Annotated in this window: 14 protein-coding genes and 2 pseudogenes; 8 read left to right on the forward strand and 8 right to left on the reverse strand. The window is 59.1% G+C overall.

Features of this window, described 5'->3' with window-relative positions; all coding sequences use genetic code 11:
* Nucleotides 1-682: 682 nt before the first annotated feature.
* On the reverse strand, nt 683-1,174 hold the full coding sequence (locus ACXJ1Z_RS18640) for a hypothetical protein (protein WP_463781528.1): 492 nt from the start codon (nt 1,172-1,174) through the stop codon (nt 683-685).
* Between ACXJ1Z_RS18640 and ACXJ1Z_RS18645 the strand changes: the two genes are divergently transcribed.
* From ACXJ1Z_RS18645 to ACXJ1Z_RS18655, 3 genes are all read left to right on the forward strand, one after another.
* Entirely contained in the window at nt 1,155-1,598 is a 444-nt protein-coding gene (locus ACXJ1Z_RS18645; RefSeq protein ID WP_463781529.1) for a VOC family protein, read from the forward strand. The genes ACXJ1Z_RS18640 and ACXJ1Z_RS18645 overlap by 20 nt on opposite strands.
* A gap of 192 nt (nt 1,599-1,790) precedes the next feature.
* Nucleotides 1,791-2,165: a hypothetical protein gene (locus ACXJ1Z_RS18650; protein ID WP_463781530.1), complete on the forward strand. Its 375-nt coding sequence runs from the start codon at nt 1,791-1,793 to the stop codon at nt 2,163-2,165.
* Nucleotides 2,152-2,361: a helix-turn-helix transcriptional regulator gene (locus tag ACXJ1Z_RS18655; RefSeq protein ID WP_463781531.1), complete on the forward strand. Its 210-nt coding sequence runs from the start codon at nt 2,152-2,154 to the stop codon at nt 2,359-2,361. Before ACXJ1Z_RS18650 ends, ACXJ1Z_RS18655 begins: the two co-directional genes overlap by 14 nt.
* Before the next feature lie 295 nt (nt 2,362-2,656).
* Here ACXJ1Z_RS18655 and ACXJ1Z_RS18660 read toward each other — a convergent pair whose 3' ends face one another.
* The 3 genes from ACXJ1Z_RS18660 to ACXJ1Z_RS18670 form a co-directional block, all read right to left on the reverse strand.
* On the reverse strand, nt 2,657-3,394 hold the full coding sequence (locus ACXJ1Z_RS18660) for a hypothetical protein (protein WP_463781532.1): 738 nt from the start codon (nt 3,392-3,394) through the stop codon (nt 2,657-2,659).
* Nucleotides 3,395-3,677: 283 nt separating this feature from the next.
* Complete coding sequence (locus tag ACXJ1Z_RS18665) at nt 3,678-5,108, reverse strand: IS1182 family transposase (protein ID WP_463781533.1); 1,431 nt, start codon at nt 5,106-5,108, stop codon at nt 3,678-3,680.
* Between the two features lie 533 nt (nt 5,109-5,641).
* The gene (locus tag ACXJ1Z_RS18670) at nt 5,642-5,857 is read right to left on the reverse strand and encodes a hypothetical protein (protein ID WP_463781534.1); all 216 of its coding nucleotides are present in this window, start codon (nt 5,855-5,857) and stop codon (nt 5,642-5,644) included.
* 268 nt (nt 5,858-6,125) lie between these two features.
* Between ACXJ1Z_RS18670 and ACXJ1Z_RS18675 the strand changes: the two genes are divergently transcribed.
* Together ACXJ1Z_RS18675 and ACXJ1Z_RS18680 are read left to right on the forward strand one after the other, a co-directional pair.
* Complete coding sequence (locus tag ACXJ1Z_RS18675; protein ID WP_463781583.1) at nt 6,126-6,827, forward strand: carbonic anhydrase family protein; 702 nt, start codon at nt 6,126-6,128, stop codon at nt 6,825-6,827.
* 273 nt (nt 6,828-7,100) lie between these two features.
* A pseudogene (locus ACXJ1Z_RS18680) lies at nt 7,101-7,882 on the forward strand (IS5 family transposase).
* A 93-nt stretch (nt 7,883-7,975) separates the two neighbouring features.
* On the opposite strand, the gene ACXJ1Z_RS18685 reads toward ACXJ1Z_RS18680, so the two are convergent.
* The 3 genes from ACXJ1Z_RS18685 to ACXJ1Z_RS18695 form a co-directional block, all read right to left on the reverse strand.
* Nucleotides 7,976-8,260, reverse strand: a complete 285-nt coding sequence (locus tag ACXJ1Z_RS18685) for a HigA family addiction module antitoxin (RefSeq protein WP_463781584.1) — start codon at nt 8,258-8,260, stop codon at nt 7,976-7,978.
* 10 nt (nt 8,261-8,270) lie between these two features.
* Complete coding sequence (locus ACXJ1Z_RS18690) at nt 8,271-8,549, reverse strand: type II toxin-antitoxin system RelE/ParE family toxin (protein ID WP_463781535.1); 279 nt, start codon at nt 8,547-8,549, stop codon at nt 8,271-8,273.
* A gap of 182 nt (nt 8,550-8,731) precedes the next feature.
* The gene (locus tag ACXJ1Z_RS18695; RefSeq protein WP_463781536.1) at nt 8,732-8,992 is read right to left on the reverse strand and encodes a DUF6894 family protein; all 261 of its coding nucleotides are present in this window, start codon (nt 8,990-8,992) and stop codon (nt 8,732-8,734) included.
* A gap of 688 nt (nt 8,993-9,680) precedes the next feature.
* On the opposite strand from ACXJ1Z_RS18695, the gene ACXJ1Z_RS18700 reads away from it, so the two are divergent.
* From ACXJ1Z_RS18700 to ACXJ1Z_RS18710, 3 genes are read left to right on the forward strand one after another with little or no spacing between them, the layout of a single operon-like run.
* Nucleotides 9,681-11,294: an MFS transporter gene (locus ACXJ1Z_RS18700; RefSeq protein WP_463781585.1), complete on the forward strand. Its 1,614-nt coding sequence runs from the start codon at nt 9,681-9,683 to the stop codon at nt 11,292-11,294.
* Nucleotides 11,295-11,304: 10 nt separating this feature from the next.
* Nucleotides 11,305-12,498, forward strand: coding sequence for an HlyD family secretion protein (locus ACXJ1Z_RS18705; RefSeq protein WP_463781537.1), 1,194 nt, complete (start codon nt 11,305-11,307; stop codon nt 12,496-12,498).
* Between the two features lie 17 nt (nt 12,499-12,515).
* Entirely contained in the window at nt 12,516-13,883 is a 1,368-nt protein-coding gene (locus tag ACXJ1Z_RS18710) for an efflux transporter outer membrane subunit (protein ID WP_463781586.1), read from the forward strand.
* 403 nt (nt 13,884-14,286) lie between these two features.
* On the opposite strand, the pseudogene ACXJ1Z_RS18715 reads toward ACXJ1Z_RS18710, so the two are convergent.
* A pseudogene (locus ACXJ1Z_RS18715) lies at nt 14,287-15,068 on the reverse strand (IS5 family transposase).
* Nucleotides 15,069-15,132: the final 64 nt, after the last annotated feature.

Genomic DNA, 15,132 nt, shown 5'->3' on the forward strand with positions numbered 1-15,132 from the left:
CTGCCTGCTGTGAGGTCAACATTCTCAAAGCACCATCGCAATGGGAAAGCCTCGGTGTTCTCGATCGCCGTTCCTATCGGGAATGTCGGATCGGCCGCTCCCGGCGCAGTTTCAGACGCTCATGCACCTAGTGCTGATGGTCCTCGTCGGGGCCAAACGAACGGAAGTGAGCCAAGCACAAACCCCAGAAATGTCGCCTGGAGCGGCACGGCCAAGCCGAATGCGGGAATCTTTAGAACGACCAAGGCATAGGTGTTAGCTGTCACGTCAGCAAGCATGACTGCTGCCGCCAAAAGCAGGCCACACCGCCTAAGTCGCGATAAAAGCAATATGATTGTAAGTAGGTCTAAAAGTACCAATGACGTCCAGAAAGCCTCAAGTAGTGGTGGTCCCCAACTATAAGGCCGCCAACCATATGCCATAAAATCGCGCGCATGGTTGAACGCGCCTATTCCGAGGCAGGCTGAATAAAGCCCAAGTACGATCCGGGAGCGGACGCTAGGGTGCAGTTCCATGGGAAGCACGGTATATATTCAGTCGGCGGCTTGCCAAGAGGCTTGGATAAAATCGGCCGGTCAGCAGCCAAGTCAGATCCGATCATTCCCGCAATTCGATCCTAACGGGAATGGCTTGGCTGCCTCGCTGGCCGTTCCCAACCGGGAAGGCACTTAGGCCAGTTAGCTCAGTAATCGAACTTCATTCCGCGGCATGAAGCCGGGCGCAGGTGATAGTCGGCAAAGATTGAAGACGGCTTGTCCTTGGTCTCCTCGGAGATGGTCCAACGCCAGCCAGTGCCCGAGCGGCTGAACCGATTTACATACGTCGCATCCGGGAAGCGGTAGCGTTGCACGAACCCGTCCTGTTCAAGCTCGCCGAGACCAAGCGAGGGTTCGTAGAGGCCGCCAAAGGTGTCGGAAAATACCGATCCAATGGCCTGCGGCTTTGCACCGGCTCCATAGGTGATTGCTGCCTCATACGGGTCCGATCCGGTCGCGCGCAGGTGCAGAGTGAAATAGCGCCTGCCCAAATGCCATTCGCCCCGCGCAATCGACGGTGAGTCTTTGCCCTGAACCTGACCGCTTACTCGCCAGCAACCTTGCAAGCCGGCCGCCCCTGCCAGACCCGGCGGTACGGTGTAGGCTGGCGTCGACAGCATGAGCATCAATGTCAGCACCACCGTTCCCTATTCCCCCGCGATCGTGTGCAGATATGCTATCGTGGCGACCGGAATGCCAACCCCAATGTTAAAAGGGATTTCGTTCATGGCCCGCATCAATTTCGTCGAGCTTCCAGCGAGCAATCTCGGTTCAGCTCGAACCTTCTACTCGGCGGTTTTCGGGTGGGAAATGACCAACTATGGACCTAGCTATTCGTGCACCACGACTGGCAATGTCGACCTGGGTTTACAGGGCGATATGAGCGAAGCCCCGAGTATGCCTCTACCGGTGGTGCTGGTGGACGACATCGACGCGGCGCTAATGGCCGTCGCTGATGCCGGGGGAACCATTAGCAAGCCGGTCTTCGGCTTTCCCGGTGGCCGACGCTTTCACTTTCTCGATCCCAACGGCCTTGAGTTGGCGATCATGCAAACGGACTGAACGGCTTTTCTCAAAACTCGATCAATAATGAGAACGCCCATCCCTTCTCGCCCGCCGTTCCCTATCGGGAACGTTCCAGCAGAAGGCCTCTTGTCATGTAACGCGAAGGTTACTAGGTAACCTATGCGTTACATGGAGGATGATATGTCGCGTCGAACCGTTGAGTCGTTTGCCGATCGGAGAGGCCGGAACGTGCTGCTCATTGCCATCGCGGCAATCGGCTTCACCGCATTTGCAGTTACCCGCCCCGAGGCGAACACATCGTCGCGACCGTTTCTCATGATGGCGGTGTTCCTGATCGCGTGCCTGGTCTGGACATTCGGGACACCCCGCCTGCTGCGGTGGACCACGCGCGAGCGGTCGATGCTGAACGATGAACTGGTGCGGCTCAACCAGCATCGTGCCGCCCGAACGGGTTTCAGCATCGCTCTGGTCGGTCTCGGCATCACGGCGCTCCAACCGCCGATGGCTGGTATCGCTGCACCTATGATCGCCATCATCGCCCTTGCCACTGCCATCATCGGCGCGGCGTTGACGTTCGCGGGTTTCGAATATGCCGGAAAGTGAGCTGACGCCGAACCTGCGCGATCACCGAAAGCGCGCAGGGCTGACGCAGCAGCAATTGGCCGATCACGTCGGTGTGACCCGCAAGACGATTAACACGATCGAGAACGGCGTCTTCGTACCCTCAACGACCCTTTCGCTGAAACTTGCACGCCATCTCGAAACCACCGTCGAGGAGCTATTCTCGCTTTCCGCTTAGCCTCTCTCGAAGCCGGTTGACGGGATATCCGGAAGGTTCGGGCTTTCTCGATATTCGATCCCATTGGGAAGGACTGACCGGGGCTTGATGGAGGTGCCCGCTAGCTGAATGGGAGGCAGCTTTCGGGTTCCGCATGGAGCGGGCCCTATGACGAAGATGGCGGTGGTGAGCGGCCGTTCCGCTTTCGGCATTCCATCGATGGAAACTGGACGTTCCGCTTACGGGAACGCCTATAGCGATAACCACGTGGCGCTGCACTACCTTTCCCGGAAAACGGGTTTCACGAGAAAGACACTTACGTCTGCTGGCCTCGTTTCAAGGTACACCTGTCCAAAACAGGCTTGAAAATTATCAGCCCAGCAGCAGCCAAATCATCTACTCGGCGACTGAATTTGATCGGAAACCTAATGCTGAAAAGGAACCGTCCAGTCTTGTCCTCGACATCGGCTACGCAAGTCGGATTGGGAAGTTCCTTCTGGCGAGGAATACATTCCAGCGCAATGGTCTTGTCGGGGCTGAGGTAATAGTAGTCGTTGGGTGAAATCGCGCCGTTATCAATTATCTGTGTAGCCCAACTTTGGTACCCACTTGGTAGGGCATGGCCGGGTAGGCTTGGTTTGGCGGTGCCGTGTAAGTTACCTATTGTTTGAGCCTTTATCCAATATCTCACACCATTGAGACGATACCTCACATTGCCGATATCAAAAGTCAGTTGTGGGTCTGTGTTCTCGTTGGGCAGACTGGCTTCTTTATGGTCTAATGCATCCAACGCACCACGAATAACCCAATTGCCCCATCCGTCGCTTACAACTGCATACGGCCCTGTTATCTTGATCTCGCTGGCACATGGCGACCGCGCGTGGAAGATGCCGCGCATAGCATCCTCTTGTTCCTCCTGCGGTGTTGGCCATGCTATCTTAATCGTGTCTTTCTGTATCGCCGCACTGGTTGCCTTCGAGTGCTTGAAATCGCAGGCTGCAACTGCCCCGAGGGTGAGGGGTAGAAAAACTGCCAAGGGTGCCGTGATCTTCATTTCCAAAGCATGCTATGAATGAACGTGCTGATCAATGTCCGCATGTGGGGCGCCAATAGCCTGTCCGGAATCGGGCGCTGATTCCAGATTAGCGGACCTGGCGCCGTATTTCCCACTTCACCATCCAGACCGTCCGAAAACTCACCTCGGGCTGGTTCTGGGGCAGCATTCGCGGAGGGATCCCAGAACCGCTGACATTTTCGACTTTTGCACTCTGGTGGTGCCCAAATGGGCTGTCTTCAGGCCATATCCGGCGTTGTGACGGCCGATATGGCGGCGCGGATCAGGCCTGCACCGCCCGGATCAGCCCCGGCACGCCGATGAGGGTGATGGCCCGGTTGAGATTGTAGGCGAGTGCCGTCAGGCTAAACTCGGCGCGGACCTTGTCCAGCCCGCGCATCAGGAACGCACCCTGGTTCATTGACTGCTTGATCGTGCCGAACGGGTGTTCGACTGTGGAGCGCCGGATGACGAGGAGGTCTGGCCGCTTCGCGAGGCGCTCGGCCATGCGCTCGATGATCTCCTCCTTCTCCCAGCGGTTCACGCGCCGCCAGCGTGCCGTGGTGCACAGCGCCTTCATCTGACAGCCGCCGCAGGCCGCAGGGCTGGAATACTGGACCGTTACATGCCCGCGGGTGATCGAGCTGTGGCGGGTGTCGAGCACCTGCCCGCCAGGGCAGTGATAGGCATCTGCTGCCGGATCATAACGGAACCGCTCCTTGGGAAAGAGGCCGTTGCTGACGTTGATGCCCCGGTGCGGGCGGGGAATGTACGGCGTGATGCCTGCCGCCTCACACGCCTCGATATCCTCGCCCTTGTGGTAACCCATGTCCGCGACCGCATCGATCCGCTCGACCCCGAGTGCCTCCATCGCCGCGCCAGCGGTGGGTGCCAGCAGGCCCATGTCGTTACAGGCGTTGGTGACGTGCTGCTCGACGATCAGGCTGTGCTTCGCGTCGACCGCCACCTGCGCGTTGTAGCCGATGGTCACCTTGCCATGAGCGACCATTGCGCGCGCATCGGGATCGGTAAGCGAGATCTGCCCTTCGCCGCTTTCCTTCAACTGGCCGAGCAGCGCCGAGCTGGCCGTACGCTGCTCGCGCAGCCGGGCGATCTTCGCGGCCAGCGCCTCGGCGCGACCGGTGCCGGCACCATCCTCGCCGTGGTCGATCTGATCCAGTTCGGCCAGATATCGCTCCAGTCGCGCATCGGCCGAGGCGAGATAGGTCGCCAACCGCTCGCGGCTGAAGTTGCGCGACCGACCGTTCACCGCCTTCAGCCGCGTGCCGTCCACGGCCAGCAGTTCGCGGCCGAACAGGTCCAGCTTGCGGCACAGCATCACGAATGCGCGGAACACCGCCTTGAACGCGGCTCGGTTTTCGCGGCGGAAGCCCGCGATGGTCCGGAAATCCGGCCGCACCCCGCGCAGCAGCCAGATCAGCTCAAGGTTGCGGCCTGCCTCTGCCGCCAGGCGCCGGCTCGACCGCACTCGGTTGAGATAGCCGTACAGATACAGCTTGAGCATGTCGGCCGGATCGTAACCGGGCCGCCCCGTCGCTTTCGGCTGCGTCCGCTGGAAACCCGCGTTACCCAAGTCGAGGTCGTCGACGAAGGCGTCGATGAACCGCACCGGGTTGTCCGCCGCCACATAGTCCTCAACTGACGCTGGCAGCAACAGCGCCTGATCCCGAGCATGACCTTCGATGTATGCCATGACCCAAGGCTACACCGTCCCGGCACACCCTGGAATCCTACACGCCGTTTTCGGACGGTCTGGATCCCAATGGGAATATCGGTCCGTGTCTGGGACCTTTCGAAATCAGTAGAGCTGCTTAGCTGGACCGTTGCCCCAATCGCGAGAGAGCACCGCATGAAAGGCTCCGGATCGTCCACGCGGATCGCGACCCGGACAGCGGGATTTCATTTCTTAAGAGCGAGCGACGGTGCAACGAACGGTTCAGTGGCCGCATTTGGCTAAGCGGCTCGACATACCATTTTTGGCCCGACGACGCGAAAGCGTTAAGATCCTACATCTGCAATCCATCAAATCTGGATGCTACGTACCTAGCGCAGGTTCTGTTAGGAACTGTCCAAGGAACTGCCAGGATGACCGCTACTAAACGAGTTCTGCATGTCTTTTTGATCGGAGTGGCGAGCACGCTCCACATTCCGGCCACTTCGGCTCAAAGTGTCATCGACCGTGGGCACAGATCTGACGGCTATAGCCCACGGGGCGATCAGGATAGCTCAGGAGACGACGTACAAGTGCTGCGGCGGTCGGATCGTTCTCACGATGATCGCGAGCTGCGCCAACTGCGTCACCGTAATGTCGGACCGCGCGATGCGATCCAACTTGTTCGGCAACGCGGCTACCATGTCCGGAGCGTCGAAGACGTAGGGAAACGCTTCCTTGTTCGGGCCACGCGCGGTGGGCGCAATATGCTGGTTAGTGTCTCTCGCCACGGCGAGATCATGGGGGTGGTACGCGATAATTAATCGCCCTGAATAAAATAAGTGCGGCGGTTCACGCCAGCAACATGGTCGGCATCAAACCTCAGTAGCCATCTATCAGCCATCAATAACTCATATCCATCTAACCGATATCTTTACGGTCTGCTAAAACGTCATCGTCCTTCGGATCAAGATGTCGCCCTGCTTTAAGCCAGGAGGATCAGCCATGCGTGTTTTTCATCTGTATGTTGCCGCCGCATGCGTGTTAGCAGCTACTTCCATGTCAAGCTTGGCGGGACCATCCGCAAAGCATTGGTCGTATACTGGAAGAAATGGACCTGATCGATGGCACATGATCGATAAGCACTTTTCGACCTGCCATTCAGGTCAGCAGGAATCCCCAGTATCGTTGGGAAGTGCAATCTCCGCCAATCTGCCTGCCTTGAAGATAAGCGCCGAACCAAGCTACTTCAAAACACACGCGACACCACACGGGTTTCAGCTGGATGCCCTAGATTCAGAGATGTTTCAGGTAGGGGGCGTTCGATACATGTTGCGGCAATTCCATTTCCACTTTCCGGCCGAGCATTTTCGAAACACGCCGGGTATCGTAGGAGAACTTCACCTTGTTCATGTGGTCGATCAGGAGCGGCAAGGCGTAATAGGTGTCCCACTTCGAACAGGTCCCAGCAATCCGGTAATACAGCAAGTTCTCTTGGCCCTCGAAAGTAATAACCAGCAGCCGTTAAAACTTTCGATGGTTAGCTTGTTGCCTGCCCATCAGAAGCTCCAGCGAAACTATTTTCGTTACGCAGGTTCGTTGACGACCCCACCCTGTAGCGAGACAGTCGACTGGTTTGTATTGGCAGATCCAATTTCAATTTCGCCTGAGCAACTTGGTCGTTTGACAGATATCCAAAAACACAATGCGCGCCCAGAGCAACCTCTAAACCGGCGCTTTGTCCTCCGCAGTCACCCGTAGGACACATCGTAAAGACAGCACTCGACACATAACCCAAGGCGAGACGCAAAATTATGAACTGCCAAAAGCAAATGCTTTGCGTGTTGAGGTCTTCATGCCGATCCATAAGTGTTTGATATGTAAGGTAAGATAATACGGGGCGATGTAACCACTGTCACGTACCATTTGTTCGCCGAGCTATAAAGCTATGGCTTTGCGAACACTAGGCGGCGTGGACGAAATGGTTGACGCGGTACGAGGTGATTGATTCAAGGCTTCCTTTTGGAGGCGGGCTTGAGCCGGGGTGATCTGAGCGAAGCTGAGTGGCGTGTTTTGAGAGGATTACTGCCGATTGATGCGGCGAACAGGGCGCGCGGTCGTCGCCCCGAACAGAACCGATCAATCATCAACGGTATACTTTGGCGGCTACGGTGTGGAACGCCTTGGCGCGATGTCCCGCCTAAATACGGCAACTGGAACACGATCTACCGGAGGTTCCGACGTTGGAGCGAAGCTGGGGTTTGGGAAGCCGTCGCGGTCACGCTGGCAGAGCTCATGGCGGACAGCGGCCACTACAGCATCGATAGTACCACGGTTCGCGTTCACGTTTCGGCAGCGGGCGGAAAAGGGGGGCTCATCGACGAGCTCTTGGCCGCTCGCGGGGCGGGTTCACCAGTAAGCTTCACTGTCTGGCTGACGCCCGAGGGCGACCACTAGCCTTCCATCTGACGGTCGGCGAAGCGGCGGATTGCAAGGCATACGCCACCTTGATCGCGCTGCCGGAGCGATCGCCAGCGGCGCTTCTGGCCGACAAGGGCTATGATGCCGACGCCATTCGCGCAGACCTTGCGAGCCGCAACATACAGGCTGTCATCCCAGGCCGCTCAAACCGCCGCGTGAAGATCGATCATGACCGAGCGCTCTACAAGCAACGTAACGGCATCGAGCGCATGTTCGGCCGCCTGAAGATCAACCGCGCGATCGCCACGAGGTATGACCAACTCGCCCAAAGCTTCATGAGCATGGTGCACATCGCCTCCGCCAGATACTGGCTCAAATTCGTCCACGCCGCCTAGCAGAGTTGTTCTCGATCGCGCGTCCGACGGTATATCGGACCCTTGCCCGTCAGGCCGCGCCGGCGGCTTGAGCACGTCGAGGACGGTCACCAGTCACGCTGCGTCCTGTAAGCGCCGGACAGGTGGCTGATCGTGCTGCATGGCGCACCATAAATCGTAGTTGGCCTGCATCGCGAGCCAAGCTCGGGCCGTGCTCGCCCCCGCCTGTACCAGACGAACCGCAAGGTCGGGGCTGATCGCAGCCTTTCCATTCAACACCCGGGAAAGTGCGACCCGTGACATAGCAAGACGGTTGGCTGCCTCAGTGACAGACAAAGCCAGCGCTGAAATAACTTCATCGCGCAATAGTTCGCCGGGATGGGGAGGATTGTGCATCATCGTCATAGCCTCAATGGTAATCCTGATAGTCAACTAGCTCGGCATCAGTGCCGACAAAACGGAAGGTGATACGCCAGTTTCCGTTCACCCAAACCGACCAGTGGCTTTTCAAGTCTCCCTTAAGCGGGTGCAACTTGAAGGACGGCAGGTTCATATCATCCGGCCCTGCCGCGACATCCAACAACCCAAGAATATTCCGAAGCTTCTTTACGTGAGAAGCTTGGACACCGCGCGTGGTGCCACTTCGATAAAAGGCTTCAAGCCCCTCGTGCCGGAATCCAATTATCACAGAACGGCTGTATCGCGCGGCGTTACACGATGCAACAACGATGGGTGGCAATCGCGACAGGCGGAACTGCCCAATAAGGGTACGTATTTCGGCATCCTACGCGCTGGAGCAATTTAGGCCGATCCCCCCGATGGCGAGCTAATATATAAGAAGGGTTCCCCCTAAATGCAGCCCGGCGCACTTTAGCCCAGCCCTTGGTCGCCAATCGGCGAGGCGGCTGCGTTAAACCCATCCATGTAGATCTCCCACATGATAAGGCCTACCTCGTTCGTCACCGTAACGATAAAAAGCCGAGATCCCCAGAAGGGTTCAGCAGCATCGCAAAGTAGCTCACCAGCGCCACGGATTGCCTCGCGCCTCGCCTCTTGCGGTGTCTCAAACTCAACACCCGTATCATCGGTTATCCTGACATCCGAATGATGGTGGAAGAAATAGCGTGGCATCAGACCTGTCAACACCCATCGATCACACCCGTAGGCTCACAAACAACGATCCTATGTGTAGTGGCTCGCAATGATGCTCGCTCGGAACTGCAATAAAGGCCATGTTCCGGCTCACATTGTGTGAGACGCTGGCGATCGACGGGCGCACGATCGTTGAGACCCAAATCACATCGGGTGCGACGGACGCGAGATGTTCGGCGGGCGGCGAACGATTGCGGACACGTACCCCGCCAGAAAAGACCATCGGCATGGTGCAAGATGCCACTGGTTGTGGATCGGCTTTGAATCGCAACCCCCACCGATCAACCCCAACGCATTGAAGTTGAGACAAAAATAGGCCGAGTGGTGGGGCCTCAATCGGCGCCGATCGGGACCCCGCCATTGCATTAATTCCGTTTCAAATGAACGAGTAAGCATGAGTTTACGAGGGATGCCATTCTAGCGCTGATTCGCAGATGAGGGGATGCGCCCATCCTCCACCAAACCTCCATCATTGCCCGGCAAAGCGCGAAATCATTGGCAAGCGTGACTTCAGGCCGGAAGAGATGCGTGGGAATATGAATGGCATAATATACACGCGCACGGTCGAGGGATGCGCTAACGCCACAGATACCTCGAACAGTGTTTGGTGCTTGTGAACAAGCCTCTGGAACCGACCCCGAACTGGACCGACGACGAACGGCCGTCCTTGCCGGGTTCACCCTCCACGCCGCAGCATAGTGTGGGAGTTCGCTTCGCCTATATTTTCGTGGCGTTCCTGCTGGGTATCACGAGTGGGCTGGGCAACGCCTTGTTTAGCGCCAATCTTTCCAATATCCAGGGAACGCTGTGCCTGACGCCGGTCGAGGCAGGATGGCTGCCCGCTGCCTATATGATGGTCAACATCTCGACCAGCTTGCTGCTGGTCAAGTTTCGCCAGCAATTCGGCCTGCGGCTGTTCGCAGAAATCGGGCTGCCGCTCTATGCTGCCGCAACCATTCTGCACCTTTTCGCGGATAGCTATGCGATGGCGCTATTGATCCGCGCAATCAGCGGTTTCGTCGGGGCGACGATCAGCACGCTGGCGATCCTCTACACGCTTCAGGCTTTCCCAAAGGCCAACATGGGTCAGGGTCTGGTGATCGGCCTTGGCATTTCGCAGCTGGCCACGCCGCTCGCATTTCTGCTGTCGCCCGCGCTGCTTGATCTGGGCGAATGGCGGACGCTCTACCTGTTCGAGTCCGGGCTGGCGCTCTGCTGCCTGGCGGCGGTGGTGACGCTGAAACTGCCACCTGGCATCCGCATCAAGACTTTCGAGCGTCTCGACTTCCTGACCTTTGCCCTGTTCGCCCCGGCCTTTGCATTGATCGTGGCAGTGTTGAGCCAGGGGCGGACTCAATGGTGGACCGACCAGCGCTGGATCGGGTTGGCGCTGATCGCGGTGGTGCCTTTGCTCGCGGGGGGCATGTTTGTCGAGCATCACCGCCGCAACCCGCTCATCCAGACCCGCTGGCTGGGCGCAGCCGCCACCATCCGTTTCGCGATTGGGGCGATGGGAATCCGTTTTCTGCTCTCCGAACAAACCTATGCTGCGACCGGATTTCTGCGCACGCTCGGCATGGGGGTGGATCAGTTGCAACCGCTGTACGGGGTCATGCTGCTCGGCCTGATCCTGGGCATAGGCGCCAGCGCGATAACCTTCGACCAGAAAGCGGTAGTTCCCCAGATACTGGTGTCGGTCGCACTCATTGCGATCGGCAGCTTCCTCGACTGGAACGCGACCAGTCTCACCCGGCCGCATGATATGTTTGTGAGCCAGTTCCTGCTGTCGGCGGCGGCGGGCATGTTCATGGGACCATTGTTGATGATCGGCGTGATGAGCGCCATGGCCAACGGGCCGAATTTCATCATCAGCTTTTCGGTGCTCTTCGGCCTCAGCCAGTCGATCGGTGGACTGGCAGGCCCGGCGATGCTCGGAACGCTCCAGCAGTTTCGCGAACATGAATATTCCGCGGTGATCAATGCGGGCGTCGATCCAACGAACAGCGTCGTGGCGCAGCGCCTGCAAATCCAGGGTCAGATATATGGTGGGGTCATGACGGACTCGATGTTGCGGCAGGCGCATGGGACGGCCCAACTGGCACAGGTGGCAACGCGGGAAGCCAATGTCCGCGCTTATAACGACATCTTTCTTCTCAGCGGCCTTCTGTCGCTTATCCTGCTGGGCTGGGCGCTGTTCAACGCCCTTCGCCAATCCATCGGGGAGAAAGTATCCCCCCCTGCTTCCGCCGGTCCGTCGACTGGAAGCGCAGCCTCACTCTAACGGATACGATATGGCAAACGAACACATCACACCGCCTCCGGGCGCGCCTGAGAAGACGCTACCCACGTTGCTTGGCTCGGACGGTCGCCCGTTGAACGAGCCGGGCGACACAGCCGCCGCCAAGGAGGAGGACGGGCCTGCCAAGACGATCAAGCCCAAGCGCTCGACCGTGCTGCTGATGGCCGGCATCGCGACGATCGGCATCCTGCTCATCCTGTGGGCGTGGCGGATCCTTCCCTTTGCCAGCACCGTGGTCACGACAGAGAACAGCTATGTCCGGGGCCAGATCACGGTGATGGCGCCGCAGGTCAGCGGCTATGTGACTCAAGTCCTGGTGCATGATTATCAGCATGTGAAGGCGGGTCAGCCACTGCTGCGCATCGATGACCGGATTTATCGTCAGCAACTGGAGCAGGCCGAGGGCCAATTGGATGCAGCAAAGGCCAATCTGGCCAATGCCGCGCAAACCGTGGCGCAAAATCTTGCGGACATAGAATCGCGCCGCGCCGACCTTTATGCGGCGCATGCGGAGCAGGATCGCGCTGGTTCCGATCAGGAGCGGGTGGACGATCTGGCTTCGCGCGGCTCCGTCTCCCTGCGTGAGCGCGATCAGGGGCGTGCCACCGCGCGATCGAGCGTAGCAGCGGTGATGAAGGCGCGGGCAGCGCTGCGTATCGGAGAAGAGACGGTGAAAGCCACTCGCGTATCGCGACAGGGCCTCGAAGCGCAGGTCAGGACTGCGACGGCGCAGCGCGACCTTGCCCGCATCAATCTCGCCAATACGATCATCTATGCCCCCAGAGCAGGGCAGCTCAGCGAGGCCACTGTCCGGCAGGGGCAATATGTCGCCGCCGGTTCTCAACTGCTGTTTCTGGTTCCCGAAAGCCTTTGGATCGTCGCCAATTACAAGGAAACCCAGACCCGTGCCATTCGACCCGGCCAGGCCGCGACGTTCGAGGTGGACGCTCTGGGCGACGAACGGCTGACCGGCCGGGTGGAGGGCTTCGCGCCTGCCACCGGATCGGAATTCAGCGTCCTGCGCCCTGACAACGCAAGCGGGAACTTCACCAAGGTCGTTCAGCGCATACCGCTCAAGATCGTCATCGATCCGGGCCAGCCGCTGGCGCAGCGGCTGCGTCCCGGCATGTCGGTGGTCACACGGGTCGAGACGGTGGGTGCCGTCGGCGTCGGGACCGTACGATGAAGGCGTGTCTTATCGCGATGGGCAGTGTGCCGGTGTTCATCCTGACTGGCTGCATGCCCGCCGACGTTCGCCCGCCCGCTTCGGCGGCGGTTGTGGCTCCTGTCAGTTGGCGCGATGGGAATGTGGGAGAGGCGACGATCGATCCCAAATGGTGGCAGTCCTTTGGCGATCCAGCGCTCAATAGCCTGATCGAGCGTGCCTTGGCGCGCAACACCGATGTTCTGACCGCCGCTGCCCGTATTCAGGAGGCACAGGCCAATATCCGGATCGCCCGGTCCGCTCTTTTGCCGACAGCCGATGGTGCCGTGAGCGCCCAGCATGCACGAAGCCCCGGCATGCCTCCGGTCAAGAGCACGACGATTCAGCCGGAGGTGCAAGTAAACTGGCAGATCGATCTCTTCGGGCGGCTCTCCCGCCTGAAGGATGCCGCCCGACTGCAATATGTCGCGACACAGGCCGATCATGACGCCATCGCATTGGCGGTCGCGGCTCAGGTTGTGCAAGCCTATATCGGAATACTGGCGCTGGATGCGCAGATACTGGTTTCCGAAAGCACGGTGACGTCGCGCGCCGAGGCCTTGCGCCTTGCCTCCGATCAGGCCCAGGTTGGCTATATCTCGCAATTCGAGCTGACGCAGGCGGAGTCCGAATATCAGGCCGTCGAGCAGGCGATACCCGCGCTCAAGCTCGCGCTGCGAACGCAGGAAAATGCGCTGAGCCAGCTCACGGGCGACCTGCCCGGCGCGGTGACACGCGGACGGGGCCTCCACGACTTCCTGCCCCCGACGGTCCCTGCCACATTGCCGTCAGACCTGCTGCGTCGTCGCCCGGACATCGCCAGTGCCGAACTGGGGATAGCCGCGGCCGACGCAAAGCTGGCCGCCAATCGCGCGGCCTTTCTCCCACAGGTCGCTCTGTCGGCTTCACTCGGGCAGTTGTTCGTCAATTCGTCCGATTATGACCCGGTCACGGTGTGGAGCGTGGGCAGCAGCATTCTGGCTCCCATCTTCTCCGGTGGCAGGCTGACCGCACAATATCAGGTCAGCGTCGCGCAGCGCGATCAGGCGGCCTTTGCCTATCGTGGCGTCGTCCTGGCATCGTTTGCGGAGGTTGAGACGGCGCTGACCGGCATCACCCGATATGAGGAACAGATCGGGCGACTTCGTAAACGACGTACCATCCTGCTGCGGTCGGTTGCGCTGGCGACGGATCGGTATCGGGGAGGTTATGCGGCCTATATCGAGCAACTCGACGCGCAGCGTAATCTTTACACCACGGAATTGGACTCGATCACCGTTCGCCAAAGCCAACTCGAAAATATTGTGACCCTTTACCAAGCACTGGGCGGGGGATGGCAGCCTACAGGGTGGACGCATGAACGCTGACCAGATGAAGGTCGTCGAGGCGGCCTTCGGCTTGGGGGAGATTGAGATAGCGATGCCCCCATCTACGTCGTATAAGTCCCGATAGCGCGGCTGTCCCTGCCGGAACATCCGGCCAAAGTGTCGTTTCAACACGCTGGTATCGGATATGGTCTGCACCTTGGCGACCACCTCCGCTGAGACGGTAGCTGTAGGTACTTGCAATCGTAACTCCTGCCCATGCCTTGCTAATTTTCCACCTCTCGATCCGTCACAGTACGATTTCGACCGGTGCTTTTCGCAGCGTAAAGGCACGTATGAGTGCGTTTGAACAAGCTCTCCCAAGGCTCCCCGACCCTAGGTTCCGCCACGCCAAAGCTGGCACTGACTATCTTTCCAACGGGGAGCTGCGGGAAGCGGTAGCCTGCTAGGCGGCGTGGACGAATTTGAGCCAGTATCTGGCGGAGGCGATGTGCACCATGCTCATGAAGCTTTGGGCGAGTTGGTCATACCTCGTGGCGATCGCGCGGTTGATCTTCAGGCGGCCGAACATGCGCTCGATGCCGTTACGTTGCTTGTAGAGCGCTCGGTCATGATCGATCTTCACGCGGCGGTTTGAGCGGCCTGGGATGACAGCCTGTATGTTGCGGCTCGCAAGGTCTGCGCGAATGGCGTCGGCATCATAGCCCTTGTCGGCCAGAAGCGCCGCTGGCGATCGCTCCGGCAGCGCGATCAAGGTGGCGTATGCCTTGCAATCCGCCGCTTCGCCGACCGTCAGATGGAAGGCTAGTGGTCGCCCTCGGGCGTCAGCCAGACAGTGAAGCTTACTGGTGAACCCGCCCCGCGAGCGGCCAAGAGCTCGTCGATGAGCCCCCCTTTTCCGCCCGCTGCCGAAACGTGAACGCGAACCGTGGTACTATCGATGCTGTAGTGGCCGCTGTCCGCCATGAGCTCTGCCAGCGTGACCGCGACGGCTTCCCAAACCCCAGCTTCGCTCCAACGTCGGAACCTCCGGTAGATCGTGTTCCAGTTGCCGTATTTAGGCGGGACATCGCGCCAAGGCGTTCCACACCGTAGCCGCCAAAGTATACCGTTGATGATTGATCGGTTCTGTTCGGGGCGACGACCGCGCGCCCTGTTCGCCGCATCAATCGGCAGTAATCCTCTCAAAACACGCCACTCAGCTTCGCTCAGATCACCCCGGCTCAAGCCCGCCTCCAAAAGGAAGCCTTGAATCAATCACCTCGTACCGCGTCAACCATTTCGTCCACGC

The organism is Novosphingobium sp. TK46 (genome assembly GCF_055361525.1).

Bases quoted from the DNA above. Each gene is read 5' to 3' on its own strand.
- ACXJ1Z_RS18665 (WP_463781533.1), bottom strand. From the start codon at position 5,108: ATGGCATACATCGAAGGTCATGCTCGGGATCAGGCGCTGTTGCTGCCA.
- ACXJ1Z_RS18655 (WP_463781531.1), top strand. From the start codon at position 2,152: ATGCCGGAAAGTGAGCTGACGCCGAACCTGCGCGATCACCGAAAGCGC.
- ACXJ1Z_RS18675 (WP_463781583.1), top strand. From the start codon at position 6,126: ATGTCAAGCTTGGCGGGACCATCCGCAAAGCATTGGTCGTATACTGGA.
- ACXJ1Z_RS18685 (WP_463781584.1), bottom strand. From the start codon at position 8,260: ATGATGCACAATCCTCCCCATCCCGGCGAACTATTGCGCGATGAAGTT.
- ACXJ1Z_RS18705 (WP_463781537.1), top strand. From the start codon at position 11,305: ATGGCAAACGAACACATCACACCGCCTCCGGGCGCGCCTGAGAAGACG.
- ACXJ1Z_RS18695 (WP_463781536.1), bottom strand. From the start codon at position 8,992: ATGCCACGCTATTTCTTCCACCATCATTCGGATGTCAGGATAACCGAT.
- ACXJ1Z_RS18645 (WP_463781529.1), top strand. From the start codon at position 1,155: ATGAGCATCAATGTCAGCACCACCGTTCCCTATTCCCCCGCGATCGTG.
- ACXJ1Z_RS18710 (WP_463781586.1), top strand. From the start codon at position 12,516: ATGGGCAGTGTGCCGGTGTTCATCCTGACTGGCTGCATGCCCGCCGAC.
- ACXJ1Z_RS18660 (WP_463781532.1), bottom strand. From the start codon at position 3,394: ATGAAGATCACGGCACCCTTGGCAGTTTTTCTACCCCTCACCCTCGGG.